The following is a 24,731-nucleotide window of genomic DNA, read 5'->3' as shown; positions in this document are numbered from 1 at the left end:
CATGAAAAAATTACAGAAACGCTTTTTGAAACCTGCTTTTACACTTATTGAAATGTTACTCGTACTCCTCATTATCAGCTTACTCTTAATATTAATTATTCCAAATATAGCGAAGCAGTCTCAACATATTCAAACGACGGGGTGTGATGCTCAAGTTAAGATGATTAATAGTCAGATTGAAGCTTATACACTTAAAAATGATCATAAACCTGACTCTATCGATGACTTAGTAAGAGAAGGATATATCAAAGAACAGCAGAAGAAATGTAAAAATGGTCAAGCTATAGCGATTCAAAATGGGGAAGCTCGTGCATCTTAACGCAAGGAAAGCTTTTACCTACGTTGAACTGCTATTCGTCCTCTTTATTATCAGTATCTTAATGTATCTACAGACGCATGCCTCTCTACTCAATACAAATTACACTAAGACCAACCAAAAACGTATGACGCAGTTAATCAGTCATTTGAATCTCTATAAATCTAAAGCGATACATGATCAAAAATCAATTATCGTCTTATTTAAAAAAGGAACGAATCAAATCGAAATTAAAGAACAAGGTGCGACAAAGAAATCTACTATAACACTTACTAAAGGAACAATTATGAACAGATCAAACCTTGATTACATTAACTTTGATAAAAAGGGTGAAGTGAATCAATTTGGTTCAGTTTACATTTCTTATGGCAAAGAAATCTATCGTTTAATATTCCACATTGAGAAAGGGCGAATCCGTTATGAAAAAGTCTAAAGTAAAAGGGAGTCTATTAATGGATAGGTTACTATCTTTAAGTACACTCTCTATATTATGCCTGCTGTTATTTCCACTAATGTTGCGAATGAATCATACACTTCAAGAAAAACACCACACTATGGAGATGAAGCGATTACTAGCAGCACTCATTTCTAGAGAGCAAAAGCTAGAATTGATGAAAGGTTTACAATTTAAACAATATGAAATCTACTATCAACACAAAGATTTATGTATCTCTGATAAAGAAACTGAAATATGCTACCCGAAATGATTGCAAAGCATTCACTTATATTGAATTACTACTTGCTTTAACAATTACCATAATCATTCTAACTATCTTACCTCTAATCATTAATAGCACGAAGTTCTTCGACTATCATCTCAGCACAAATAGTGATATCGAACTCGAACTCTTTGCCAGAGATTTAATAGCAGATTTCTCTACAAGTTCATCTTTAACTGTTGAGAATCACGCAACAATATCATCAATATCTGATAGCAAAGGGTTATGCAAATACAGTTATAAGAATGGTAAGATCATCAAAACAGTAAATGGAAAAGGCAATGTAACTATTTTAAATCAAGTTACTCAGTTTAAAGTTCGCAAGGTACAAGCGCATCTCATTGAGGTCGATATCCATCTTAAGGACAAAGGAGTGATGTATCATAAGAAATTTTACGTATAAAGTTAAAGGCTACATGTATCCTTTTGTGATGGGGGTATTTATGCTATATTTATCAGTAATCTCAATATACACAGTTCAATACAGTATTAAATTAAAAACTTTAGATAATATCGAACATGATTACGATAGACTAATCAAAACATCACATTTAAAGGAAGATCACATTGCCAAAAAACATTAGATTTCCTCTAATATTAATAGGATTTATGGGAGTAGGTAAGACGACGTTAGGTGAATACATCGCTTCTACTTATCAATTATCATATGTAGATTTAGATCACTATATCGTTGAACAAGAACAAATGTCTATTCCTGCTATTTTTAAAAAACATGGAGAGCAACACTTTAGATGTTTAGAAGCGCACTATTTACAAGAATGCATACTACAATTTGATGTCATTGCGACTGGTGGCGGCATTATAGAAGGTGCCCAATCTATAAAGATTCTTCAAAAGCAATCTAGTATCGTGTGGTTAGATTGTGATTTAAAAATTGTATATGACAGAATTCGTAACGATCCAAATCGGCCTAACGCTAATAATAAGTCACTTTATGACTTAAAAAACTTGTATTCAGACAGATATTCAAGATATAATGAAATCGCATTCATCAAAGTGAATAGTAATCAATCTCTTAAAGATTTGCATGATGAAATCTTTAATGAGTTATCTTGCGATTGATCAGTGTTAGAGAGAATGATTGTATTCTTTGTTGAATATAATCATCGCCGAAGGTGCAAGTATATACGAATCTCTCAGGCAAAAGGATGACACTGTGACGCATTCCTGAAAGATTCTGACAGGATAGCTTAGGCTATCCTGTCTTTATTTTTAAAATATTTAATAGGGGGCTTCAAGATGTCTAATGAACTTAAGAAGACACCACTTTATCAAGCGTTTGTCGATAGTGGTGCTAAGATTGTCGAATTTGGTGGATGGGCGATGCCTGTTCAGTTCTCTAGCATTAAAGAGGAGCACAATGCTGTACGTACAAATAAAGGGTTATTTGATGTCAGTCACATGGGTGAAGTACTCATCAAAGGACCTGAAGCTTCACAATTAGTTCAATATTTATTATCAAATGACACTGATAAATTAGAAATTGGTAAAGCTCAATATACTGCTCTTTGTAACGAAGAAGGCGGTGTTATCGACGACTTAATCACTTATCAAATCGGTGACAATGAGTATTTACTTGTCGTTAACGCAGCTAACACAGACAAAGACTTTGAATGGATGAAATCACACTCTGATCAATTTGATGCTGAAGTTTCAAACGTTTCTGATCAATACGGTCAACTTGCTATTCAAGGTCCTAAAGCAAGAGATCTTGTTCAAGACTTAGTAGACATTGACGTGTCAGAAATGAAACCATTTGAATTCAAAATGGATGTTACGATTTTCGGTAAAAATGTGATTCTTTCTCAATCTGGTTATACAGGTGAAGATGGATTCGAAATTTATTGTAAATCTGAAGATGCCTTAGATATCTGGAATGGCTTCTTAGAATATGATGTTGAACCATGTGGCTTAGGTGCACGTGACACTCTTAGATTAGAAGCTGGACTACCACTTCATGGTCAAGACTTAACAGAATCTATTACACCATATGAAGGTGGCATTGCATTTGCAGCTAAACCACTTATCGATGCTGATTTCATCGGTAAATCAGTACTTAAAGACCAAAAAGAAAATGGTTCTAAACGTCGTACAGTAGGTATCGAAATGATTGGTAAAGGTATTCCAAGAACTGGATATACTGTAATGAATAAAGATGGTAAAGAAATTGGTGAAGTGACTTCAGGAACGCAATCACCATTATCTGGTAAAGCTATTGGTTTAGCTATCATTGACCGTGACGAATTCGAAATGGGCAAAGAAATTGTCATTCAAGTTCGTAAACGTCAAGTTGATGCTAAAATCGTTAAGAAAAATCAAATTAGCAAATAATGAAAGGGTGTAAATCTTGAGTCATCGTTATATTCCATTAACTGAGAAAGATCGTAAAGAAATGTTAGATACTATTGGTGCTGACTCCATCCAAGATTTATATGGAGATGTACCTAAAGAAGTCTTACTTGGCAGAGAATTAAACATTCCAGATGCCGAACCAGAAACAAGCTTAATGAAACGTTTAACTCGTATTTCTAATAAAAATACTACTAAAGAAACGCACGCTTCATTCCTAGGAGCAGGCGTGTATGATCATTATGCTCCAGCAGTAGTAGATGCTATGATTTCAAGATCTGAATTCTATACTGCTTATACTCCATATCAACCTGAAATTTCTCAAGGTGAATTACAAGCTATTTTTGAATTCCAAACATTAATCTGTGAACTCACAGATATGGATATTGCTAACTCATCTATGTATGATGGTATGACGAGCTTTGCAGAAGCTTGTATCCTTGCTTTTAACCAAACTAAGAAGAATAAGATTGTTGTATCTAAAGGTTTACATTACCAAGCACTTCAAGTACTCAATACTTACGTTAAAGTAAGAGACGAGTTTGAAATTGAAGAAGTAGACTTAGATGGCACAATCACTGACCTCGATAAACTTGAAGCAGCAGTTGATGACAATACAGCAGCAGTTGCTGTTCAATATCCAAACTTCTACGGTTCAGTTGAAGATTTAGAAAAAATCCATTCATTCATTGAAGATAAGAAAGCATTATTCATCGTTTACGCTAACCCATTAGCTCTAGGATTACTTACACCTCCAGGTAGCTTCGGCGCTGATATCGTTGTAGGGGACACACAACCATTCGGTATTCCAGCTCAATTCGGTGGACCACACTGTGGTTACTTCGCAACAACTAAAAAATTAATGCGTAAAACACCTGGTCGCTTAGTAGGTCAAACCGAAGACGAAGACGGTAACCGTGGTTTCGTATTAACTTTACAAGCCCGCGAACAACATATCCGTCGTGATAAAGCGACTTCTAATATCTGTTCTAACCAAGCACTAAATGCACTTGCTTCATCCATCTGCATGTCTGCATTAGGTAAACAAGGTATGTATGATATTGCGCTAAGAAACTTCGAAAATGCTAATTACGCTAAAAATCAATTTAAAGAAGCAGGCTTTGAAGTTTCAGAAGCTCCAAGCTACAACGAATTTGTAGTTAAATTTGATCAACCTATTTCTGAAATTAATAAAGCATTAGTTGATGAAGGATTCATCGGCGGTTTCGATTTAGGCGAAGCAAGCTCAGACTTCACTAATCATATGCTCGTTGCCGTGACTGAATTACGTACTAAAGATGAAATCGATTCATTCGTGAAGAAAGCAGGTGAGTTAAATGGTAGTAAGTAAATCTAGCCCTCTAATCTTTGAACGTTCTAGAGAAGGACGTTATGCATATTCTTTACCTCAGAAAGAGGTTGAATCTCAATCAGTTAATGACGTTTTTGATGAGAAATTTATCCGTAAAGAGAAAGCGGAACTTCCTGAAGTAGCCGAATTAGACCTTGTACGTCATTATACAGAGTTATCCAATAAAAACTTCGGCGTAGACTCAGGTTTCTATCCACTTGGCTCTTGTACGATGAAATACAATCCTAAAATTAATGAAAAAGTAGCGCGTTTAGGTGGTTTTGCTGAGGCGCATCCACTACAAGACGAATCACAAGTCCAAGGTTCACTTGAAATCATTCACAGCCTACAAGAAGAGCTTAAAGAAATCACAGGTATGGACGAAGTTACACTTCAACCAGCAGCTGGTGCGCATGGTGAATGGACAGCGTTGATGATCTTTAAAGCTTACCATCAAAAAAATGGTCAAGGTCACAGAAACGAAGTTATCGTTCCTGACTCAGCTCACGGTACAAATCCAGCTTCTGCAGCATTCGCTGGATTCAAAGCGGTTACTGTTAAGTCTAATGAACGCGGTGAAGTAGACATCGAAGACTTAAAACGTGTAGTTAACGAGAATACAGCTGCTATCATGTTGACTAACCCTAATACGTTAGGTATCTTCGAGAAAAATATCATGGAAATCCGTGAAATTGTCCACGAAGCAGGCGGCTTACTTTACTATGATGGTGCAAACCTCAACGCAATTATGGATAAAGTACGCCCAGGAGACATGGGCTTTGATGCCGTACACTTGAACTTGCATAAGACATTTACAGGCCCTCACGGTGGTGGCGGACCTGGTTCAGGCCCAGTGGGTGTTGTTAAAGAATTAGCAAGCTATCTACCAAAACCACTTGTAGTTAAAGACGGAGATCATTACCGTTATGAAAACGAAATTGAAAATTCAATTGGTCGAGTTAAACCGTTCTACGGTAACTTTGGTATTTACCTAAGAGCGTACACTTATATCCGCACAATGGGTAACAAAGGTTTACAAGAAGTTTCAGAAGCTGCTGTGCTTAACGCCAACTATATTAAAGCACGTCTTAAAGATGAATTTGATATTCCATTCGAACAATACTGTAAACACGAATTTGTTCTCAGTGGTTCTAAACAAAAAGAACACGGTGTACGTACACTCGACATGGCAAAACGCTTGTTAGATTTCGGCGTACATCCACCTACAATTTACTTCCCACTCAATGTGGATGAAGGTATGATGATTGAGCCTACAGAAACTGAATCTAAAGAAACATTAGATTACTTCTGTGACGCGCTCATCCAAATTTCAGAAGAAGCGAAAAATGATCCAGATAAAGTACTTGAAGCACCACATCATACAATCATTGATCGCTTAGATGAAACAAAAGCTGCACGTAAACCAGTATTGAAATTTGATGGTTTACACGCTGAAAAAGAATAGATCTGAAAGCAGTATTTCAGGCACAAAAAAAGCAATCCTCTTTAGGATTGCTTTTTTCTATACATTATTTTTTAGATTTGATCTTGCCTGTCCACTTTTTATAGCCGCCTTTAAGCATATAAATATCTTTATAGCCGTTCTTCTTCAAGATTCTCGCGGCACGATAAGCAGCAACGCCATTGGCATCAGCTAAGTAAATAGGCTGATCCTTTCTCAAACCTTGGAATCTTTGTTTAAACATCGTAATTGGGATATTACGTGCACCGTTAATATGTCCATAATCATAGTCTACTTTCTCACGCACATCGATAACTTGTGCTTTACGCAAACCTTTATGGAACTCATTCTGATCTAATTCAGTTACAGCACGTTTGTTCCAAATCATTTGTATAACCATGTATAAAATGATGATGACGATGATGATTAACGCAATGTATACAAAGTTACTCATCTTGCATCCTCCCTCATAAATCGCTATTATATATTATAAGACTGTGAATGCAATTTATCAAAATTTTTATTGCATTTTAACGTTGTCGGGCATACTTTAAATCAATTAGAGTCATGCTAATTATATTGGTTAGGGGTTTTAATTGTGGTAGAAACTTGGAATTTCATCAATACAGGTAGTCGTGATCCATACTACAATATGGCAATGGATGAAGCGTTGTTAAACTTTGTGTCTCGTGGAGAAATCGATCCAGTGATTCGCTTCTACACTTGGGACCCTCCCACATTATCTGTAGGTTATTTTCAACGTTTAGAGAAAGAAATCGATATCGATAAAGTTAAAGAGAAGGGATATGGTCTTGTCAGACGTCCAACTGGGGGAAGAGGCGTGTTGCATGACAAGGAACTGACATATGCTGTCATCGTACCTGAAGATCATCCCGAGATGCCGCGTACAGTGACTGAAGCCTACAAAGTCATTTCTCAAGGGTTACTCGAAGGTTTTAGAAGCCTCGGCTTTGATGCTCACTTTTCTGTCCCACGTTCAGAGGAAGAGCGTGCTAAATTGCGCCAACCTCGTAGTGCAGTATGTTTCGACGCACCAAGTTGGTATGAGCTTGTAGTTGAAGGACGTAAGATCGCAGGGAGTGCGCAAGTACGTCAGAAAGGCGTAATTCTTCAACATGGTTCACTCTTGCAAGATGTAGATATCGATGATTTATTCGACATGTTCAAATTTAAGAATAGTCGTTTGAAAGATAAAATGAAAAAAGCATTCCTTGATAAAGCCGTAGCAATGAATGACATTTCTGATGAGCACATCACTTTAGAACAAATGGAAGATGCTTTCGCCACTGGTTTTAAAAAGGGCTTGAACATCGACTTTAAACCATTGCAACTGACTGAAGCTCAAGAACAAGAAGTCCAAGAAATTGCTGAAAAATATAAATCCGACGACTGGATGTATCGCAAATAAGAAATAAAAAACCTTCTGAAGTTAGCAAATGACTTCAGAAGGTTTTAACTAACTTATATTTAACGTTTATTACGTCGTTTATACTTACGTTGCGCGCGCTTATACTTGCGTTGATCCTCGGTAAGGAAGAAGAAGTAATAAATTAAATAAATAATTACACCAATAATTGCAAGGGTAATCAATGAGCGAATGATGCTATAGAAGAAAACATCAAAATTCATGATTAATCCAAAAGCAGCGATGATAATGACAATGTAAAACAATACATTCCTCAAAAATGAACACTCCTATAATACTTAAAAACTAATTTAGCTGATTATTATTGATCTAACTTAATTTGCGATAGTTTCTTTTGGCCACTAGAGATTTTCTTTTTATCTTTTTTACTATAGCCATCTTGTATATCATTAAAAGCTTTAGTTAAATCCTTATGTAATTTAGAAATTGATTTATCCTTTTTCTTATCGTCAGAAGACATGTCATCTTTATCTAAATTCTCTGTATAGTGGTCACGTGCTTGATCTAAATCTTCGACCATACCATTGATTTTCGATTCTACTTTCGAGCTATGTTTATTTGCCTCAATATCTTCTTTCTGATTGTGATAATCGTTCAACACGTCAGTAACATCTTTATAATATTGCGACGAAGTCTTGTAGTTAGACACTTTTTTATGGTTCGACTTCGCTTGTCTCATATTGCTCTTATCTTTCTGTAACGCTTTAATCTTTTCTTCATGTTGCGACTTCGACTGTTGCAATTCTTGAATTTCTAACTTCATTTTATGATTTTTATCACGTAAATCAGTGGTTTTCTTTTCAAGTTGAGTTAAATTTTGGCTTCCACAGCCTACTAATAAAGAGGAAGCACATAGTACCGCAATTAATTTCTTCTTCATTATTTTGCTCCTATAAAAAATCAATAACTATTCATTCTAAACCTAATTATGCTATCATTTTAAGGTATAAGCAGGAAAAGTACAAACTTAAAGGACGGGGGAATGATCATGGATAGACTAGAACAAGTGAACCAATTATTGATCGACAAACACTTAGATGCGCTCGTTGTACTTTCAGATTTCAATCGTCGTTATTTATCTCAATTCACAGGTACAAGTGGTGCATTGATTATCACGCCAGAGAAGAAGATCTTGCTCACTGACTTTAGATATATGGATCAAGCTTCACAACAAGCTACCGCATTTAAAGTAATTAATCAAGATGGAAAGTTACTTGATGCAATCAAATCACATTTACAAGATTTAAATGTAGAAAATGTAGGCTTTGAAGGTAATCTTGTTTCATATGATACGTATTTACAACTCAGTAAGGCACCCATCAGTTTGATTAGTGTTTCAGGTGCGATCGAAGAAATTCGTGAAGTTAAAACTGAAGATGAAATTCAAATTATTCAAAAAGCTGCAGAGATTGTCGATGAAGCATATGATTATATTCTTACTGTTACGAAAGCTGGCATGACTGAACATGACGTTAAAGCGAAACTTGAAAGTAAGATGCTTGAACTTGGAGCTGAAGACACATCATTCGATACGATTGTAGCATCAGGCTATCGTGGTGCTATGCCACACGGTGTTGCAAGCGATAAAGTCATTGAAGAAGGTGACTTAATCACTTTAGATTACGGCGCATACTACAAGGGTTATGCTTCAGATATAACACGTACATTTGCTGTGGGAGAACCTGATGATAAACTTAAAGAGATTCATCAAATTGTGCTCGATGCGAACCTTAAAGCGATCGAAGCTGCCAAACCAGGTATGAAAGCGAGTGAGCTCGACGCAGTAGCACGAGACTACATTAGCGAGAAAGGCTACGGTGACTATTTCGGTCATTCTCTTGGCCATGGTATAGGTTTAGATGTTCATGAAGGGCCTGCGCTTTCACGTCGCAGTGATAGCACGCTTAAAGTGAATCAATGTGTTACAATAGAGCCTGGTATTTATCTCGAAGGTTTAGGTGGCGTTCGCATTGAGGATGATATCTTGATTACTGAAAATGGTTGTGAACGCTTTACTAAATCATCGAAAGACCTTATTATTTTATAATGAAAGCGTTAATGAGGAGGAAACTGAATGATTTCGGTTAATGATTTTAAGACAGGATTAACTATTTCTGTAGACAATGGAATTTGGAAAGTTGTCGATTTCCAACACGTGAAACCAGGTAAAGGTTCTGCCTTTGTACGCTCTAAATTACGTAACCTTAGAACAGGTGCGATTCAAGAGAAGACATTTAGAGCTGGTGAAAAAGTAGAACAAGCGATGATTGAGAATCGCCGTATGCAATACTTATATGCGGATGGCGACACTCATGTCTTCATGGATAATGAGACATTTGAACAAGTAGAACTTCCTGGTGATTACTTACAAGAAGAATTGAAATTCTTAAAAGCAAATATGGACGTTCAAATTCAAAGTTACGAAGGCGAAATTATCGGAATCGAACTTCCGAAGACAGTTGAATTAGAAGTAACTGAAACTGAACCAGGTATCAAAGGGGATACTGCTACGGGTGCTACTAAATCTGCCACTGTTGAAACAGGTTACACTTTAAACGTGCCGTTATTCGTTAACGAAGGCGACGTACTAGTCATCAACACTAGCGATGGTAGTTATGCATCACGTGCGAACACATGATGCTTAGTTTCCTAGAGTTTAAGGTATACTTATTCTTTAGCATGCGCAACATAACTCATATATTTACAGGTCCAAGCACACTTTTTCGTGTGTCTGGGCCTTATATTTTTGCGAAGTCGCAGGTCTGTATAATACTTGCTGATGTAGACCTACCATCCATCACGAACCATCCCAAACTATTTTTATACAAATTCTATTTCATTTGAATAAAAGCACAGACGTATACATAGACTTGAATTGAATATTCCACTCAAGTAAAATAGAATAGATAGATGAAACCAAACTGAAGGAGTCAGTAATATGAATTTTAAAGAAATAAAAGAACTTATCGATATACTTGATCAATCAAGTTTAACTGAGATTAATATAGAAGATAAAACAAATGTTGTTAATTTAAAGAAAGAAAAAGAAACTGAAATTATCACTCCTCAAATTAGTTCACAACAACCAGTACAACAATATGCTGCGCCATCAGAAGCACCAGCGCAAGCAGCACCAGCCAGCCAAGAAGGTGAAGCGTCTGCTCAAGCAGATGACGATGCACAAACAATTACAGCACCAATGGTAGGTACTTTCTACAAATCACCATCACCAGAAGAGAACCCATACGTGCAAGTAGGAGACAAAGTCTCTAATGATACAACAGTTTGTATCCTAGAAGCGATGAAATTATTCAACGAAATTCAAGCAGAAATCTCTGGAGAAATCACAGAAATCTTAGTCGAGGACGGCCAAATGGTAGAGTATGGCCAGCCGTTATTCAAGGTGAAGTAAGATGAAGAAGATATTAATTGCTAACCGCGGGGAAATTGCGGTACGCATTATTCGTGCATGTCAAGAGCTAGGATTACAGACGGTTGCTATTTACTCAGAAGGCGACAAAGATGCTTTACATACTCAAATTGCAGACGAAGCATATTGTGTCGGACCTACGCAATCTAAAGATTCCTACCTTAACATTCCTAATATATTATCCATCGCTACCTCTACAGGTTGTGACGGTGTTCACCCGGGTTACGGCTTTTTAGCTGAAAATGGAGATTTCGCGGAGCTATGTGAAGCGTGCCAACTTCAATTCATTGGACCAAGTTATGAATCCATTCAGAAGATGGGCATCAAAGACGTTGCTAAAGAAGAAATGAAACGCGCCAATGTTCCTGTTGTTCCAGGAAGTGAAGGTCTAGTTGAATCTATTGATGACGCGAAAGACTTAGTTAAAGAAATTGGCTACCCAGTGATTATCAAAGCGACTGCAGGCGGTGGCGGTAAAGGTATCCGCGTAGCTCGTAATGAAAAGGAACTCGAAAACGGCTTTAAGATGACACAACAAGAAGCTGAAACTGCATTTGGTAATGGTGGTTTGTATTTAGAGAAGTTCATCGAGAATTTCAGACATATTGAAATTCAAATTATGGGTGACAAACATGGTAACATCGTCCATCTCGGTGAAAGGGATTGTACGATTCAACGCCGTATGCAGAAGCTCGTTGAAGAAGCACCATCCCCGATTCTCAGTGAAGAGAAACGGGTTGAGATGGGTAATGCAGCTATTCGTGCAGCACAGGCAGTTAATTATGAGAATGCAGGAACTATCGAGTTTATCTATGATTTAGATACGGATGATTTCTACTTTATGGAAATGAACACACGTATTCAAGTTGAACACCCAGTTACAGAAATGATTACAGGTGTTGATTTAGTGAAGCTACAATTGAAAGTAGCAATGGGTGAGGAAATTCCATTTAAGCAAGAAGATGTCACTATTAATGGACATGCTATGGAATTCCGTATCAATGCAGAGAACCCTTACAAGAACTTCATGCCTTCTCCAGGAAAGATTACACAATATCTTGCTCCAGGAGGATTCGGTGTGCGTGTAGAATCAGCATGTTATACCAATTACACAATTCCACCATATTACGATTCAATGGTCGGTAAATTAATCGTGCATCAACCGACGAGAGATGATGCAATCATGTCTGGTTTACGCGCGTTAAGCGAATATCTTGTATTAGGAATCGACACTACGATTCCTTTCCATATGAATCTCTTATCGAATGAGATCTTTAGAAGTGGAGAATTTAACACGAAATTCTTAGAGAAATACAATATTATGGATGATGACACTGAGCATTCATAAGTAGATATAAAAATATAATTTGAAGGAGTTTATCATGAGTCGTAGAGAATCTAGAACACAAGCTTTTCAAACTCTATTTCAATTAGAAGTGAAAAATAATGACTTATCAATAGCAGAAGCTGTGAATTTCATTAAAGATGATAAAGACGAAGATGATATTGATTTAGATTTTATCAACTGGCTCGTTACAGGGGTGAAAGATCATGAGAGTGTCTTGGACGAGAAAATTGCACCTTATTTACAAGACTGGACGCTCGATCGTTTACTTAAAACAGATCGTATTATTCTACGCATGGCTACATTTGAGCTTATGAATGGTGATACGCCTGAAAAAGTCGTAATTAACGAAGCTGTTGAATTGACTAAACAATTTAGTGATGACAATCATCATAAATTTATTAACGGGGTCTTAAGTAATATTAAATAAAGCGTGGTGGCGGTATGACAGATTATCTCAGCGTTTCTGCTTTAACGAAATATATTAAGTACAAGTTTGATCAGGATCCACATCTACAAACCATCCTCATTAAAGGTGAATTATCTAATTTTAAAAAGCATACGAGTGGCCATCTCTACTTCAATGTCAAAGATGATAATAGTGTGATAAATGCAACGATGTTCAGAGGTAATGCATCTAAATTGAGCTTTACACCTAAAGAAGGTGACGAAGTACTGATTGAAGCACGGGTATCTGTATTCGAGAAGAGAGGAAATTATCAACTTTACGTCAATAAAATGCAGCTAGATGGCATCGGTATTCTGTATCAAAGACTAGCTGAGCTAAAAGATAAGTTGCGTAAAGAAGGCTTATTTGATGATATTAATAAAAAGCCTATACCTCAATTTCCATCAAGCATAGCTATACTAACTGCAAGCACAGGTGCAGCAATTCGAGATATCTATTCGACTTTAAATAGCCGCTATCCGTTAGTGAAACAAGAGTATATCAGTACTTTAGTACAAGGTAAACAAGCGAAAGATGATATCGTTGCTAAGATTGAACAAGCCGATCAACTCGGTGTAGATGTAATTATTCTCGGACGTGGCGGAGGTTCTATTGAAGATTTATGGAACTTTAATGAAGAAGAGGTGGCACGCGCGATTTATAACTGTCAAACGCCGATTATTTCAGCAGTAGGTCATGAATCGGACTATACGATAAGCGATTTAGTCGCGGATGTTCGTGCTGCTACACCTACACATGCTGCTGTACTTGCTACGCCCGATCAGTTTGAACTGATGCAACAACTCAAACAAGTACAATTATCTATGACTCGACAGATACAACAAATCATTAAACAACAACGTAAACGCTTAGATTATTTAGCATCTTATTATAAATTTAAGACGCCATCATTACTTTACGATCAACAAATTCAACGTCGTGATGAGTTAGAGAAGCAATTAAATCTAAATTTAAAAATGAAGTTGACGCAAGCGAGACAGGATTTACGTTTGGTTTCACAAAAGTTTAATTTGCGTTATCTACTAAATGATATAAAGCAATATAAAAGTCATGCGGCGCGCTATCAACAAGTAATTGTTCAACGTTTACGACAAAAGTTAGCTAATCACGAAACGCAACTCAAGAATAAAGTAGAATTACTCAATAACTTAAGTCCAACTAACGTCATGTTACGAGGTTATTCTATCATTAGTAAAGACGAGCAAGTCGTAACGAGTGTAGATCAAGTTAGTAAAGGTGATCAGTTGAATTTATCTATGAAAGATGGAAATATTAAAGCTTCTGTAGAGAAAGTGGGTAAAAATGATGAGTGAAGAAAAGCAAAGTTTTGAAGAAATGATGAAGGAATTAGAAAGTATTGTCAATAAGTTAGATAATGAGACAGTATCGCTTGAAGAGTCTCTTGATTTATATCAACGTGGCATGAAATTATCTGCTTCATGTAACGAAACTTTGAAGAACGCTGAAGAGAAAGTTAATGAACTTGTAAAAGACGAAGCGTCGAATAATGAAGGTGATAATAACAATGAATCAACAAATGACTGAATATATTAACCTTATTAATACGCGTCTTCAAAAAGCAGTGAACGATACGCCATTGAATACTAATTTAGAAGAAAGCATGCGTTATTCTCTCGATGCTGGAGGTAAACGTTTACGCCCGTTATTAGTTCTTCTTACACTACATACGTTAAACGAAGATGTATATCAAGGTGTAGAGACTGCTTTAGCACTAGAGATGATTCATACTTACTCTCTTATTCATGACGATTTACCGGCAATGGATAACGATGATTATCGTCGTGGAAAGCTCACAAACCACAAAGTTTATGGTGAGTGGAAAGCGATTCTTGCAGGCGATGCATTACTCACTAAGGCATTTGAAATCATCTCTACTGATTCAAAGCTTGCTCCAGAGACGAAGGTTCAACTCCTTGCACGTCTATCTCAGGCGAGCGGTCATCGAGGTATGGTAGGTGGTCAAGTACTCGACATGCAAAGTGAGAATGCAGATATTGATTTAGAGACCTTGCAACAAATTCATCGTGCTAAGACAGGTGCTTTACTTAAATTCGCGGTTATGGCTGCTGTTGATATCGCTCAGCCTACGACAGAAATAGCCCAAGCATTAGAAGCTTACAGCGAACATCTCGGATTAATGTTTCAAATTAAAGATGATTTGTTAGATGTCTATGGAGATCAAGATAAACTCGGTAAAGCTGTTGGTAGCGATGTGACGAATCATAAAAGTACTTACGTCTCTCTTTTAGGAAAAGAAGGCGCAGAAGAAAAATTACAATATGAGGCTGATAGTGCATATCGCAATTTGGAAATACTTCAACCTCAATACGATACGTCACACTTAAACGAAATTATTCAACTTTTTATACAACGTGATCATTAATATGAAATTGACGTTGATAGAACTAAGTTCCATTTGGGGGCAGTTTAGCTCTCATGGAACTTCTTTTATTGAGTTCTAAATCAAGTATAATCGACAGCTCAATTCTTTCATGCATCTGATAGCCTTTTACTCAAAAAAGTAATAAATGAATAACAGAAATCTTAACTATTAATTTATATACATGAATATACTTACAAAGCGCACACGCATTAACAACAATAATTAATATTTATTATACTGTAGTCCACTCATATCACAACTTTAATCACTGATAGATATAGTAGTGGAATGTGAGGTAATGTGTTAAAATCATTGTATAAATATTCGTTGATAGAGGTGTTATACATGGCGAAAAAGTCAGTCCGTCATATCAAGATACGTGAAATTATCTCTAATGAGAAGATTGAAACACAAGATGAACTCGTTAAACGTTTAAACGAGTATGATTTGAATGTTACTCAAGCAACAGTATCCCGAGACATTAAAGAACTACAACTCATCAAAGTACCAACACCAGCAGGGCAATACGTTTATAGCTTACCGAATGATCGTAAATATCATCCTCTCGAGAAACTCGGTCGTTACTTAATGGATTCTTTCGTCAACATTGATGGAACAGAGAATCTCCTCGTCTTAAAGACTTTGCCAGGTAACGCACAATCCATAGGTGCTATTCTCGATCAAATTGACTGGGAAGAAGTACTCGGAACGATTTGTGGTGACGATACGTGCTTAATTATTTGCCGTAACAAAGACGCGAGTGAGACAATCAAGACAAGAATCTTTAACTTACTATAAGCATAAGGAAGTGAACTTTAATGTTACAAACCTTATCTATTAAACAGTTTGCAATTATTGATACGCTAGAAATTCATCTCTCAGATGGCTTAACTGTACTTAGTGGTGAAACAGGTGCGGGTAAATCAATCATCATTGATGCAATCGGCCAACTTATAGGAATGCGTGCATCTTCTGATTACGTGCGCCATGGTGAGAAGAAAGCCATTATCGAAGGCATATTCGATATAGACGAAAGTAAAGATGCGATATCCATTCTCGAAGATATGTCTATCGATGTAGACGAGGATTTCTTATTAGTTAAACGTGAGATTTTCAGTTCAGGTAAAAGTATTTGTCGTATCAACAATCAAGTTGTAACACTCGCAGATTTACGACGTGTCATGCAAGAATTACTGGATATTCATGGTCAACATGAAACACAAACACTGCTAAAACAAAAATATCATCTTCAACTATTAGACAATTATGCAGAAGGGCAATACGCTGAGTTATTAGAAGACTATACGACAACATATGATAACTATATGGCTAAGAAGAAAGAACTATCCGAATTAGAATCAGCGGATCAGGCTTTACTTCAACGGCTCGATTTATTAAAGTTTCAAAATGATGAACTGAAAGAAGCGCATCTTCGCGAAGGAGAAGTCGACGAGCTAGAGACAGATATTAACCGAATTAAGAACTCTGAGAATCTCAATATTGCGTTGAATAATGCGCATCTTACTTTAACGGATGAGCATGCGATTCCAGATCGACTATATGAATTAAGCAATCAACTCGAACGTGTGAATGAAATATTGCCTGATCAATACCAAACGCTTAAAGAAGAAGTGGATCAATTCTACTACACATTGGAAGATGCAAAGCATCAACTCTATGACGAACTGACAAATACAGAGTTTGATGAACAATATTTAAACGAATTAGAATCACGGATGAACTTACTTAACAATTTGAAACGTAAGTATGGTAAAGACGTGTCTGAGTTGATCAAGTATCAAGCAAAAATTGAGAATGAAATTAACAAAATTGAAAATTATGAAGAAAGCACCTCTCAATTGAGAGAAGAAATCTCAAGTTTATATCATCAAGTTCTTGATATTGGACAGAAACTTTCTAAAGCGCGTCGCAAAGTAGCACAAACGTTAAGAGAACACATCGTCGATGAAATACAGAATCTACAAATGAAAGATGCGAATTTAGAGATTTCCTTTAAACCGCTCGAACAACCGAATCGCGAAGGTATTGAATTTGTAGAATTCCTGATTAGTCCTAACCGAGGCGAACCGCTTAAAAGCTTAAATAAAATCGCTTCTGGTGGTGAGCTTTCTCGTATCATGCTGGCACTGAAGACAATCTTTGTGAAATCCAGAGGACAAACAGCAATCCTCTTTGACGAAGTAGATTCAGGCGTCTCAGGTCAAGCTGCTCAGAAGATGGCTGAGAAGATGAGAGATTTAGCTGAGCATATTCAAGTTATTTGTATTTCACATCTACCTCAAGTAGCAACGATGAGCGACCACCATCTGCTCATTACGAAAGGTACGACAGATGATGAACGTACAACGACACATGTCGAAGAACTTACTGGAGATGCTCGAATAGACGAAATTGCACGTATGATTTCCGGGGCTAACGTTACTGAACTAACGCGTCAGAATGCGAAAGAAATGATTGAGCAGAATCAACGCGCATAATCGATTAAGATCAACTGTGAAATAGGTTAGAACCACAATAAAGGCTAACTTATTTCACAGTTGCTTAGCGTTGTCTTAATAACTAATCACAATTATGAGTGATTATGATTTTCTATTATGATGCTTTAAGGTAAAATGTACTGTGGAATAGCTCAAAAGCAAACATTTTAACTTACAATAATAACTCACATGTTTAAACCAGTATAGATTGGAGTAAGATTATGGCTGAAGAACAATATGATCTCGTCATACTAGGCGGCGGAACTGCGGGCTATGTCGCAGCTATTCGCGCGTCACAATTAGGTAAGAAAGTTGCCATTGTAGAACGATCACTCCTTGGCGGCACATGCCTACATCAAGGGTGTATACCTACCAAGGCATTATTAAAGTCTGCTGAAGTCGTACAAACAGTAGCGCAAGCTTCTGAATTCGGTGTTAACGTTGCATGTTTTGATTTCGATATTGCTGACATGATGAAACGTAAACAAGCTATCGTTGATCAGATGTATCAAGGTGTTCAGCATTTGATGAAACATAATCATATCGATGTATACAATGGCACAGGCCGCATTCTCGGGCCATCTATCTTCTCACCACAATGCGGTACGATTGCAGTTGAATTTGAAGATGGGGAGTCTACGCTCATTCCAAACCAACATGTGCTCATTGCGACTGGTTCACGTCCAGCAGAATTGCCATTCCTACCTTTCAACCATGAAACTATCTTATCAAGCGACGATGTATTACAACTCGAAACGTTGCCACATTCAATGGCTATTATTGGTGGCGGGGTCATCGGTTTAGAATTTGCTTCTTTATTGAATGACTTAGGTGTGAATGTCACTGTCATTGAAGCTGGGCCACGCATTTTACCTAATGAAAGTAAGAGCGTAGCGCAAACATTACGTCGTTCGCTGACTCAAAAAGGCGTGACTTTCTACGAAAACACAGCTTTAAGTGAAGAAACGGTTTCCACCGAACAACAAGATGGCGTTACGATTCAACTTGAGAATACTGAGCAAAACTTTGACAAATGCCTTGTCGCTATCGGCCGTGTTCCCAACACAGATGATATCGGCCTCAATAATACGAAAGTGCAAACGAATCAACAGCATCATATCCAAACTAACGGCTACCAACAAACGGATGAGCGTCATATCTATGCTGCAGGTGATTGTATAGGACAATTACAACTCGCCCATGTAGGCTCTAAAGAAGGTATTACTGCTATAGATCACATGTTTGATGCTGGGCCAATAGCAGTGGATTACAATCAAATGCCGCGTTGTATATATACCATTCCAGAAGTCGCATCGATCGGTTTGAACGAAGAACAAGCGAAAGAACAAGGTTATGAAACTACTGTGCAGAAAGTTCCATTCGCTGCAATTGGTAAGGCCGTAATTGATACGCCAGACAAAGATAAAGGTTTCTGTGAAGTTGTTATCGATAATGCAACTAATGATATATTAGGTCTAGCAATGATTGGGCCTCACGTTACGGAATTGATAAACGAAGTCTCACTACTTCAATTTATGAACGGTTCTGCTTTGGAATTAGGCTTAACTACCCATGCCCATCCATCGTTATCCGAAGTGCTTATGGAACTAGGATTGAAGATTGAAGGACGATCAATTCACGTTTAAGAAGGAGGAAATAAGATGATTGACTATCGAAGTGTCGGTCTCAATGAAGATGATTTGAAAACGATGTATAAATGGATGGATCTCGGACGTAAGATAGACGAGCGCATGTGGTTGCTCAATCGTTCTGGAAAGATTCCATTCGTGATTAGTTGTCAAGGTCAGGAAGCTACACAAATAGGGATGGCCTATGCCATGGAAGAAGGTGACATCTCTTCACCATATTACCGTGATTTAGCGTTCGTTACATACTTGGGTATGACACCGTTAGATACGATGTTATCTGCCTTTGCTAAAAGGGACGACATCAACTCTGGCGGTAAACAAATGCCATCTCATTTTAGTCAAAAGTCATTAGGCATTCTGTCACAAAGTTCTCCAGTGGGAACGCAAATACTACACGCTGTTGGTGCGGCTTTATCTTTAAAAATGGATAAAAAACCTAACATCGCTATGAGTACCGTTGGTGAAGGAAGCTCTAACCAAGGTGATTTCCATGAAGGATTGAACTTCGCCGGTGTACATAATCTACCATTTATATGTGTGATCGAAAATAATAAATACGCGATCTCAGTTCCTGATAATTTGCAATATGGAGCTGAAAAGTTATCTGATCGTGCTTTAGGATATGGTATGCATGGCGAACAAGTCGACGGCAATGATCCGATTGCGATGTATAAAGCGATGAAAGAAGCACGTGAGCGCGCGATTAATGGAGAAGGTGCGACGCTCATTGAAGCAATGTGTACACGTATGACGCCACACTCCTCTGACGATGATGATAAATATCGTTCTCAAGAAATTCGTGACGGTCTCAAAGATTTAGACTGTAATCTTCGTTTTAGAAAATACTTACTTGAACAAGAAATCATTGATCAGGAATGGCTAGATGAGATAGAACAAGAACATAAAGATATTGTGAATAAGGCAACTAAAGAAGCAGAACAAGCACCTTATCCAGATGCACAAGAAACTTACACGCATGTCTACGATGAAGGGAGCATAGAAGCATGACGAAATTATCCTATTTAGAGGCCATCCACCAAGCGATGCATCAAGCAATGGAGAAAGATGACGATGTCTTCGTACTCGGCGAAGATGTTGGTAAGAAAGGCGGCGTCTTCGGGGTAACTCTAGGCCTCCAAGAACGCTTTGGCATCGAACGTGTCATCGATACTCCGCTTGCTGAATCTAACATTGTAGGTACAGCCATTGGGGCTGCGATGATGGGTAAACGTCCAGTTGCTGAAATTCAATTCGCTGAATATATCTTACCGGCTTCTAACCAAATTATTAGTGAGGCTGCTAAGATGCGTTATCGTTCGAATAATGGTTGGCAAGCACCTTTAACGATTCGTTCACCATTTGGTGGCGGTATTCATGGTGCGCTTTACCACTCTCAAAGTATTGAAAGCGTCTTTGCTTCTACGCCTGGATTAACTATCGTCATCCCATCTTCACCGTACGATGCAAAGGGCTTATTACTCGCTTCAATAGAATCAAACGATCCTGTATTGTATTTCGAGCATAAGAAAGCGTATCGCTTGTTGAAAGAAGAAGTACCTGAAGAATACTACACAGTACCGTTATACCAAGCTGACGTAAAGAGAGAAGGACATGACTTAACTGTCTTTACATATGGTTTATGTGTCAATTACAGTATCCAAGCAGCCGATGCACTTGCAGACGAAGGTATCGATGTCGAAGTCGTTGATTTACGTACAGTTTATCCACTTGATAAAGAAACAATTATTGAGCGTGCGAAACGTACAGGTAAGATCTTGCTCATCACTGAAGATAATCTCGAAGGCAGTGTAATGTCAGAGGTTGCAGCGATTATTGCTGAGCATTGTCTCTTTGACCTAGACGCGCCAATTATGCGTCTCGCTGGTCCTGATGTTCCATCTATGCCTTTCTCACCACCGTTAGAAGATGAGTTTATGATGAACCCTGATAAGATTAAGAATAAAATGCGTGAGTTAGCAGAATTCTAAGGAGGATTACCTATGGAACTAAAGATGCCGAAATTAGGTGAAAGTGTTCATGAGGGCACAATTGAACAATGGCTCGTCTCAGTAGGCGATACAGTTGAAGAATACGATCCTATCTGTGAGGTTATCACTGACAAGGTAACTGCCGAAGTACCGTCGACTCACGCGGGTACTATTCAATCGATTGATGTTGAAGAAGGTGAAACGGTCTCAGTAGGTTCAGTCATTTGTCATTTAGAGGTCGAAGGAGAAGAAGATGCTAATTCCGCTTCAGCTGAAAGTGGAGAAGACCAGGAAGACCAAGAAGACCAAAGTGAAGCTTCAAACACTTATTCTAGAAGTCAAGCGAATCAAACAGAGGAAGCTTCTACATCTTCATCTTCTGCATCTCAGGCGACAACTTCACATGCGCAAGCGTCATCTCAACCGAAGAATAACGGTCGTTATTCTCCTGTGGTCTTTCGTCTTGCTAGTGAACACGATATCGATTTATCACAAGTTGTTGGCACTGGATTTGAAGGTCGTGTGACGAAAAAGGATATTGAGAAAGCGATTCAATCTGGTAATAATGATGTGCATTTAGCGTCATCACAAGCACCACAATCTGCTCAAGCAACATCACAAACTTCAGAAGAAACGATTACGTCACAAGATGGAGACTCAACGATTCCAGTTGCTGGCGTGCGTAAACAGATTGCAAATAATATGGTCAGAAGTGCGACTGAAATTCCACATGGTTGGATGATGGTCGAAGCTGATGCCACTTCATTAGTCAATACACGTAATCACTACAAGGCTGATTTTAAAAAGAAAGAAGGTTATAACCTCACATACTTCGCCTTCTTTATCAAAGCCGTAGCGGAATCATTGAAAGAATACCCACTACTCAACAGCAGTTGGCAAGGCGACGAAATCGTAGTGCATAAAGACATCAACATTTCAATTGCGGTGGCTGACGAGAACAAGCTCTACGTGCCCGTAATTAAGCATGCAGATGAAAAATCTATTAAAGGTATTGCACGTGAAGTTAACGAACTCGCAACTAAAGCGCGTCAACAGAAGTTAACGGCGGAAGATATGAGCGGTGGCACATTTACTGTTAACAGTACTGGTACCTTTGGCTCAGTATCTTCAATGGGAATCATTAATCACCCACAAGCAGCGATTCTACAAGTTGAATCCATTGTGAAGAAACCTGTCGTTATTGATGATATGATTGCGATTCGTCATATGGTCAACCTTTGTATTTCAATTGATCATCGTATTCTTGACGGACTACTTACAGGACGTTTCATGCAAGCCGTGAAGAAACGTGTAGAGCAATATTCTGTTGAACATACAAGTATCTATTAAGTAAACAGGTATATTGATGTTAGAGACAGAAATTAGTAGAATAAACGTAAGTATTCCAACGGAGGCTGATTAAAACATGGATTTAAACTTTGATCTATATATGAATGATGTAGTTGAACAAGCACGTAACGAAATCGAAGAAGCTGGTTACGAGCAACTTACTACACCTGAAGAAGTTGATAAAGTATTACAACAAGACGGTACAACACTCGTCATGGTGAACTCAGTATGTGGTTGTGCTGGTGGTATTGCACGTCCAGCTGCGCAACATGCTCTTCACTTTGATAAATTACCTGACCGCTTAGTTAGTGTCTTTGCCGGCCAAGACAAAGAAGCAACGCAACGTGCTCGTGACTACTTTGAAGGTTATCCACCATCAAGTCCATCATTTGCACTCGTTAAAGATGGCGAAACAAAAGCAATGTTAGAACGTCATCAAATCGAAGGACATGACATCATGGATGTTATCACTCAATTACAGAATTTATTCGATGAATATTGTGAAGAAAGATAGAGGTCGTCAATAATGTTAAGTTTAAATCCATATCGCATTGGATTTAGAACGATTAAGACGGCTGTCGGAATGGCACTAGGTATTATTATCGCCAAACTCATTGGTCTAGATAATTTTGCATCTAGTGCCATTTTAGTTGTCTTGTGCATTAAACATACGAAAGTGCACTCATTACAAGCCATCGTTTCTAGATTCATTTCCTGTCTGATTATCTTGCTGATTGGCATGCTCGCATTTAGCATACTCGGTCAGCACGCACTCGTCATCGGTTTAATCGTACTCTTGTTTATTCCTTTGACTGTAGTCTTGAACGTACAAGAAGGCGTCATAACAAGTTGTGTTATACTCCTACACGTCTTTAATGCTAAGTCCATCGACTTACATTTGTTTATCAACGAAGTGTTACTCTTGTGTGTAGGTCTCGGAATTGCTTTTATTATGAACCTCATCATGCCGAGCTTAGATCACAACTTAAATCAGTATAAGCAGAAAGTTGAAAGCGAATTCCGTCATATCTTTACGACTTTCAGTCATTATTTACTTACTGATGATAAAATGACTTCAATCAACACTGTGGAAGACCATATCCAACACTTAAAGCTCACGATCAAGAAAGCGAAATCACTCGCCTTTAGAGATGTTAAAAATCACTTCGTTCGAAATGAGAACTCATATTATCATTATTTCGATATGCGCGAAGAACAACTAGAACTACTGATGCGTATTCATAACTTAGTTCAACATATCGACGGGCGTGATGAAACGATTGAACAGCTTTCTGGTTTACTCAGCGAAGTAGGCGAGAATGTCAATAGCAATGACTATACCGTACTGCGTCTTCACTCTCTATATGATATTCGCCTCAAAGTGCAAGAGGCGCCTTTACCAACAACGCATGCCGAACTTGAAACACGTGCAAGTATTATGCAAACTTTATACGAACTTGAAGAGTATTTAAATATTAAATCTCACTTTGGCTCTTTAAAAATGCACAGCGAAGTGAGTTAATTAAAGAAGATATTAAGAACTAAAATGAATATGAACAACAAACGACCACCATTTTGTTCATTTTTTGAACGAAATGGTGGTCGAATTTCATGGTCATAAAAATGCCTTCCTATCTTGATCTATGACAACATCAAGCAAGGAAGGCATCTTTATTGTTATTAACGTCCAACGAGTGGAACGAGACTTGTTAGCAACAACGCGAGTACTACTGCAACGAGCATCACGATGATGACCACTCGAAATATTTTGTTATTCAATGTTGATCCTCCATCCCAATATAATATTATATATCGTTATTATAACACGTTGTCATGTAGTATTCTTAATATTTTTGGTATTCAACTCCAAGTGGATTAGAAAAACGAAGTACACAGCAGCTCACATTCGTATCATTTCACTGAAAAATTTTAC

The 24,731-nt window shown here is 37.8% G+C and carries 29 protein-coding genes and 1 riboswitch; of the genes, 25 read left to right on the top strand and 4 right to left on the bottom strand.

What is annotated here, in order from left to right:
• Window position 1: 1 nt before the first annotated feature.
• The 8 genes from comGC (at window position 2) to gcvPB (ending at window position 6,221) form a co-directional block, all read left to right on the top strand.
• The gene (gene comGC, locus CD039_RS04745; RefSeq protein WP_103371338.1) at window positions 2-319 is read left to right on the top strand and encodes a competence type IV pilus major pilin ComGC; all 318 of its coding nucleotides are present in this window, start codon (window positions 2-4) and stop codon (window positions 317-319) included.
• A complete protein-coding gene (comGD, locus tag CD039_RS04740; RefSeq protein ID WP_103371337.1) occupies window positions 309-749 on the top strand; it encodes a competence type IV pilus minor pilin ComGD in 441 nt (146 codons plus the stop codon). Before comGC ends, comGD begins: the two co-directional genes overlap by 11 nt.
• Window positions 736-1,023, top strand: a complete 288-nt coding sequence (locus tag CD039_RS11830) for a hypothetical protein (RefSeq protein WP_167386209.1) — start codon at window positions 736-738, stop codon at window positions 1,021-1,023. Before comGD ends, CD039_RS11830 begins: the two co-directional genes overlap by 14 nt.
• Entirely contained in the window at window positions 953-1,438 is a 486-nt protein-coding gene (gene comGF, locus CD039_RS12235; RefSeq protein WP_103371336.1) for a competence type IV pilus minor pilin ComGF, read from the top strand. The genes CD039_RS11830 and comGF overlap by 71 nt, the downstream gene beginning before the upstream one ends.
• A 206-nt stretch (window positions 1,439-1,644) precedes the next feature.
• Window positions 1,645-2,118, top strand: coding sequence for a shikimate kinase (locus tag CD039_RS04730; RefSeq protein WP_142384375.1), 474 nt, complete (start codon window positions 1,645-1,647; stop codon window positions 2,116-2,118).
• A riboswitch (glycine riboswitch) is annotated at window positions 2,115-2,218 on the top strand. It overlaps the preceding gene by 4 nt.
• A gap of 77 nt (window positions 2,219-2,295) precedes the next feature.
• The gene (gcvT, locus tag CD039_RS04725; RefSeq protein ID WP_103371334.1) at window positions 2,296-3,387 is read left to right on the top strand and encodes a glycine cleavage system aminomethyltransferase GcvT; all 1,092 of its coding nucleotides are present in this window, start codon (window positions 2,296-2,298) and stop codon (window positions 3,385-3,387) included.
• Window positions 3,388-3,403: 16 nt separating this feature from the next.
• On the top strand, window positions 3,404-4,756 hold the full coding sequence (gene gcvPA / locus CD039_RS04720; protein WP_103371333.1) for an aminomethyl-transferring glycine dehydrogenase subunit GcvPA: 1,353 nt from the start codon (window positions 3,404-3,406) through the stop codon (window positions 4,754-4,756).
• On the top strand, window positions 4,743-6,221 hold the full coding sequence (gene gcvPB / locus CD039_RS04715; protein ID WP_002472495.1) for an aminomethyl-transferring glycine dehydrogenase subunit GcvPB: 1,479 nt from the start codon (window positions 4,743-4,745) through the stop codon (window positions 6,219-6,221). The genes gcvPA and gcvPB overlap by 14 nt, the downstream gene beginning before the upstream one ends.
• Window positions 6,222-6,285: 64 nt before the next feature.
• On the opposite strand, the gene CD039_RS04710 is transcribed toward gcvPB, so the two are convergent.
• Window positions 6,286-6,672, bottom strand: coding sequence for a rhodanese-like domain-containing protein (locus tag CD039_RS04710; RefSeq protein WP_049405247.1), 387 nt, complete (start codon window positions 6,670-6,672; stop codon window positions 6,286-6,288).
• 144 nt (window positions 6,673-6,816) lie between these two features.
• Between CD039_RS04710 and CD039_RS04705 the strand changes: the two genes are divergently transcribed.
• Window positions 6,817-7,647, top strand: a complete 831-nt coding sequence (locus CD039_RS04705) for a lipoate--protein ligase family protein (RefSeq protein WP_103371332.1) — start codon at window positions 6,817-6,819, stop codon at window positions 7,645-7,647.
• Between the two features lie 59 nt (window positions 7,648-7,706).
• On the opposite strand, the gene CD039_RS12035 is transcribed toward CD039_RS04705, so the two are convergent.
• Both CD039_RS12035 and CD039_RS04695 read right to left on the bottom strand, forming a co-directional pair.
• The gene (locus tag CD039_RS12035) at window positions 7,707-7,922 is read right to left on the bottom strand and encodes an SA1362 family protein (protein WP_103371331.1); all 216 of its coding nucleotides are present in this window, start codon (window positions 7,920-7,922) and stop codon (window positions 7,707-7,709) included.
• A gap of 44 nt (window positions 7,923-7,966) precedes the next feature.
• Entirely contained in the window at window positions 7,967-8,545 is a 579-nt protein-coding gene (locus tag CD039_RS04695) for a hypothetical protein (protein ID WP_103371330.1), read from the bottom strand.
• 108 nt (window positions 8,546-8,653) lie between these two features.
• Here CD039_RS04695 and CD039_RS04690 point away from each other — a divergent pair, with 108 nt between their 5' ends.
• The 16 genes from CD039_RS04690 (at window position 8,654) to CD039_RS04615 (ending at window position 24,320) form a co-directional block, all read left to right on the top strand.
• On the top strand, window positions 8,654-9,712 hold the full coding sequence (locus CD039_RS04690; protein ID WP_103371329.1) for a M24 family metallopeptidase: 1,059 nt from the start codon (window positions 8,654-8,656) through the stop codon (window positions 9,710-9,712).
• 27 nt (window positions 9,713-9,739) lie between these two features.
• The gene (gene efp, locus CD039_RS04685) at window positions 9,740-10,303 is read left to right on the top strand and encodes an elongation factor P (protein ID WP_002472500.1); all 564 of its coding nucleotides are present in this window, start codon (window positions 9,740-9,742) and stop codon (window positions 10,301-10,303) included.
• Window positions 10,304-10,603: 300 nt separating this feature from the next.
• Entirely contained in the window at window positions 10,604-11,077 is a 474-nt protein-coding gene (accB, locus tag CD039_RS04680) for an acetyl-CoA carboxylase biotin carboxyl carrier protein (protein ID WP_103371328.1), read from the top strand.
• Between the two features lies 1 nt (window position 11,078).
• Window positions 11,079-12,443: an acetyl-CoA carboxylase biotin carboxylase subunit gene (accC, locus tag CD039_RS04675; protein ID WP_103371327.1), complete on the top strand. Its 1,365-nt coding sequence runs from the start codon at window positions 11,079-11,081 to the stop codon at window positions 12,441-12,443.
• A gap of 34 nt (window positions 12,444-12,477) precedes the next feature.
• Window positions 12,478-12,870, top strand: a complete 393-nt coding sequence (gene nusB, locus CD039_RS04670; RefSeq protein WP_002473162.1) for a transcription antitermination factor NusB — start codon at window positions 12,478-12,480, stop codon at window positions 12,868-12,870.
• A gap of 14 nt (window positions 12,871-12,884) precedes the next feature.
• Window positions 12,885-14,222 carry an exodeoxyribonuclease VII large subunit gene (gene xseA / locus CD039_RS04665; RefSeq protein ID WP_103371326.1) on the top strand — a complete coding sequence of 446 codons (1,338 nt, stop codon included), beginning with the start codon at window positions 12,885-12,887 and terminating at the stop codon, window positions 14,220-14,222.
• Window positions 14,215-14,454: an exodeoxyribonuclease VII small subunit gene (locus CD039_RS04660; protein WP_002473176.1), complete on the top strand. Its 240-nt coding sequence runs from the start codon at window positions 14,215-14,217 to the stop codon at window positions 14,452-14,454. Before xseA ends, CD039_RS04660 begins: the two co-directional genes overlap by 8 nt.
• Entirely contained in the window at window positions 14,435-15,313 is an 879-nt protein-coding gene (locus CD039_RS04655; protein ID WP_103371325.1) for a polyprenyl synthetase family protein, read from the top strand. The genes CD039_RS04660 and CD039_RS04655 overlap by 20 nt, the downstream gene beginning before the upstream one ends.
• Window positions 15,314-15,658: 345 nt before the next feature.
• A complete protein-coding gene (gene ahrC, locus CD039_RS04650; RefSeq protein WP_002473170.1) occupies window positions 15,659-16,111 on the top strand; it encodes a transcriptional regulator AhrC/ArgR in 453 nt (150 codons plus the stop codon).
• Between the two features lie 20 nt (window positions 16,112-16,131).
• Entirely contained in the window at window positions 16,132-17,811 is a 1,680-nt protein-coding gene (recN, locus tag CD039_RS04645) for a DNA repair protein RecN (protein WP_103371324.1), read from the top strand.
• A gap of 221 nt (window positions 17,812-18,032) precedes the next feature.
• Window positions 18,033-19,457 carry a dihydrolipoyl dehydrogenase gene (lpdA, locus tag CD039_RS04640; protein ID WP_103371323.1) on the top strand — a complete coding sequence of 475 codons (1,425 nt, stop codon included), beginning with the start codon at window positions 18,033-18,035 and terminating at the stop codon, window positions 19,455-19,457.
• Between the two features lie 15 nt (window positions 19,458-19,472).
• Window positions 19,473-20,468 carry a thiamine pyrophosphate-dependent dehydrogenase E1 component subunit alpha gene (locus CD039_RS04635; RefSeq protein ID WP_103371322.1) on the top strand — a complete coding sequence of 332 codons (996 nt, stop codon included), beginning with the start codon at window positions 19,473-19,475 and terminating at the stop codon, window positions 20,466-20,468.
• Window positions 20,465-21,448, top strand: coding sequence for an alpha-ketoacid dehydrogenase subunit beta (locus CD039_RS04630; RefSeq protein ID WP_103371321.1), 984 nt, complete (start codon window positions 20,465-20,467; stop codon window positions 21,446-21,448). Before CD039_RS04635 ends, CD039_RS04630 begins: the two co-directional genes overlap by 4 nt.
• Before the next feature lie 12 nt (window positions 21,449-21,460).
• Window positions 21,461-22,798: a dihydrolipoamide acetyltransferase family protein gene (locus tag CD039_RS04625; protein WP_103371320.1), complete on the top strand. Its 1,338-nt coding sequence runs from the start codon at window positions 21,461-21,463 to the stop codon at window positions 22,796-22,798.
• Window positions 22,799-22,874: 76 nt separating this feature from the next.
• A complete protein-coding gene (brxB, locus tag CD039_RS04620) occupies window positions 22,875-23,312 on the top strand; it encodes a bacilliredoxin BrxB (protein WP_103371319.1) in 438 nt (145 codons plus the stop codon).
• A gap of 12 nt (window positions 23,313-23,324) precedes the next feature.
• Entirely contained in the window at window positions 23,325-24,320 is a 996-nt protein-coding gene (locus CD039_RS04615; protein ID WP_103371318.1) for an aromatic acid exporter family protein, read from the top strand.
• A gap of 158 nt (window positions 24,321-24,478) precedes the next feature.
• Here CD039_RS04615 and prli42 read toward each other — a convergent pair whose 3' ends face one another.
• A complete protein-coding gene (prli42, locus tag CD039_RS11825; RefSeq protein WP_167386226.1) occupies window positions 24,479-24,577 on the bottom strand; it encodes a stressosome-associated protein Prli42 in 99 nt (32 codons plus the stop codon).
• Between the last annotated feature and the right edge of the window lie 154 nt (window positions 24,578-24,731).

This window comes from Staphylococcus argensis (assembly GCF_002902305.1).
Lineage (GTDB): Bacteria > Bacillota > Bacilli > Staphylococcales > Staphylococcaceae > Staphylococcus > Staphylococcus argensis.
Note: the sequence above shows the minus strand (reverse complement) of the source record. Positions and strands in the feature narration are given on the sequence as shown.

Excerpts from the sequence above, each read along its gene's own strand:
- comGC (WP_103371338.1), top strand. The coding sequence starts at position 2 with ATGAAAAAATTACAGAAACGCTTTTTGAAACCTGCTTTTACACTTATT.
- CD039_RS11830 (WP_167386209.1), top strand. The coding sequence starts at position 736 with ATGAAAAAGTCTAAAGTAAAAGGGAGTCTATTAATGGATAGGTTACTA.
- comGF (WP_103371336.1), top strand. The coding sequence starts at position 953 with ATGAAATCTACTATCAACACAAAGATTTATGTATCTCTGATAAAGAAA.
- CD039_RS04730 (WP_142384375.1), top strand. The coding sequence starts at position 1,645 with ATGGGAGTAGGTAAGACGACGTTAGGTGAATACATCGCTTCTACTTAT.
- gcvT (WP_103371334.1), top strand. The coding sequence starts at position 2,296 with ATGTCTAATGAACTTAAGAAGACACCACTTTATCAAGCGTTTGTCGAT.
- gcvPB (WP_002472495.1), top strand. The coding sequence starts at position 4,743 with ATGGTAGTAAGTAAATCTAGCCCTCTAATCTTTGAACGTTCTAGAGAA.
- CD039_RS04710 (WP_049405247.1), bottom strand. The coding sequence starts at position 6,672 with ATGAGTAACTTTGTATACATTGCGTTAATCATCATCGTCATCATCATT.
- CD039_RS04695 (WP_103371330.1), bottom strand. The coding sequence starts at position 8,545 with ATGAAGAAGAAATTAATTGCGGTACTATGTGCTTCCTCTTTATTAGTA.
- CD039_RS04690 (WP_103371329.1), top strand. The coding sequence starts at position 8,654 with ATGGATAGACTAGAACAAGTGAACCAATTATTGATCGACAAACACTTA.
- efp (WP_002472500.1), top strand. The coding sequence starts at position 9,740 with ATGATTTCGGTTAATGATTTTAAGACAGGATTAACTATTTCTGTAGAC.
- accB (WP_103371328.1), top strand. The coding sequence starts at position 10,604 with ATGAATTTTAAAGAAATAAAAGAACTTATCGATATACTTGATCAATCA.
- accC (WP_103371327.1), top strand. The coding sequence starts at position 11,079 with ATGAAGAAGATATTAATTGCTAACCGCGGGGAAATTGCGGTACGCATT.
- nusB (WP_002473162.1), top strand. The coding sequence starts at position 12,478 with ATGAGTCGTAGAGAATCTAGAACACAAGCTTTTCAAACTCTATTTCAA.
- xseA (WP_103371326.1), top strand. The coding sequence starts at position 12,885 with ATGACAGATTATCTCAGCGTTTCTGCTTTAACGAAATATATTAAGTAC.
- CD039_RS04660 (WP_002473176.1), top strand. The coding sequence starts at position 14,215 with ATGAGTGAAGAAAAGCAAAGTTTTGAAGAAATGATGAAGGAATTAGAA.
- CD039_RS04655 (WP_103371325.1), top strand. The coding sequence starts at position 14,435 with ATGAATCAACAAATGACTGAATATATTAACCTTATTAATACGCGTCTT.
- ahrC (WP_002473170.1), top strand. The coding sequence starts at position 15,659 with ATGGCGAAAAAGTCAGTCCGTCATATCAAGATACGTGAAATTATCTCT.
- recN (WP_103371324.1), top strand. The coding sequence starts at position 16,132 with ATGTTACAAACCTTATCTATTAAACAGTTTGCAATTATTGATACGCTA.
- lpdA (WP_103371323.1), top strand. The coding sequence starts at position 18,033 with ATGGCTGAAGAACAATATGATCTCGTCATACTAGGCGGCGGAACTGCG.
- CD039_RS04635 (WP_103371322.1), top strand. The coding sequence starts at position 19,473 with ATGATTGACTATCGAAGTGTCGGTCTCAATGAAGATGATTTGAAAACG.
- CD039_RS04630 (WP_103371321.1), top strand. The coding sequence starts at position 20,465 with ATGACGAAATTATCCTATTTAGAGGCCATCCACCAAGCGATGCATCAA.
- CD039_RS04625 (WP_103371320.1), top strand. The coding sequence starts at position 21,461 with ATGGAACTAAAGATGCCGAAATTAGGTGAAAGTGTTCATGAGGGCACA.
- brxB (WP_103371319.1), top strand. The coding sequence starts at position 22,875 with ATGGATTTAAACTTTGATCTATATATGAATGATGTAGTTGAACAAGCA.
- CD039_RS04615 (WP_103371318.1), top strand. The coding sequence starts at position 23,325 with ATGTTAAGTTTAAATCCATATCGCATTGGATTTAGAACGATTAAGACG.